The 974-nt window shown below is 62.9% G+C and carries 1 protein-coding gene; it reads right to left on the reverse strand.

Going from position 1 to position 974, the window contains the following annotated elements; genetic code table 11:
• Positions 1-974: hemagglutinin repeat-containing protein (locus NCR98_RS33245; protein ID WP_250528595.1), on the reverse strand; the 974-nt coding region annotated here is incomplete at both ends.

Here is a 974-nt window from a genome sequence, read left to right on the forward strand (position 1 = left end):
TCCTGCTTCTGGTTCGCACCATCCGTGATCGTGATCGTTCCCGCGCCGATCGCGCTCTTCGTCGTCGCCGTCTCGTTGCCGCTGTCGTGTTGCGAGAGCATCGGCGACACACCGCCACCATCGGACAGCGACGTCACACCGTTAGCCTTCGCGCTGCTGGATCCGCCCATCGACCCACCCGCGCTAAACCCGCTGCTCTTCGCGTTGTAGTTCGACGCGTTCGTGATGTCGCTGAACGTCAGCGTGCCTGTCGTCAATGCGTTCTTGCTTGCATCCGCATCGCTGGCGATATAGCCGCCCTTCAGATCCGTATTGCCCTTCACGTTCAGATCAAAGCCGCCCGCGCGCGCATGAATGCCAGACTGCTCCTCAACTCCCGCGTAGTCGCCATGCGCATCGCCGTGCTGCGAACTGTAGCTCGCGCTGCCGCCTGCCTGACTGATGCTCACCCCCGCGCTCTGGCTGTCCTGATGCGCCACGCTATGGCTCGTGTCCTGCACACTCGCGATGTTCAGGTCGCCACCGATGAGCGCCGACACTTGACCACCATCGACCGTTGCGCCCTTGATGTTCGTGTCGCCTCCCGACACGATGCTCACGCTATTCGTGCCGCTGATATGCGTGTTGGTCTGCGCGGTCGAGTCCGAGTTCGCATCGCCGTGCGCCTTACTGCCCGCCGCCTCGATCCCGTAGCCCGATGACCCGTACGACACCCCGATGCTGCCGCCCTTCGATTCGTTGTTGCTGCGCGTGCTGTCGGTATCGGTCGAGTTGAGCAGGTTGACCTGATTGTTCGCGGCCAGCACCACATCGCTAGCGTTGACGTTCGAGCCCGCGATCGTCACGTTGCCGCTGCCTGGCGTGCCGTTACCCGTTGCCACGAACGTCGCGGTACCGCCCGCCGTGATGCTCGAACCGTTACGTTGGGTACTGTCTTCGGTAAAGGTCGACTTGCTGCTCGACGAGCCCACGCT

The organism is Caballeronia sp. GAWG2-1 (assembly GCF_023631405.1).
Lineage (GTDB): Bacteria > Pseudomonadota > Gammaproteobacteria > Burkholderiales > Burkholderiaceae > Caballeronia.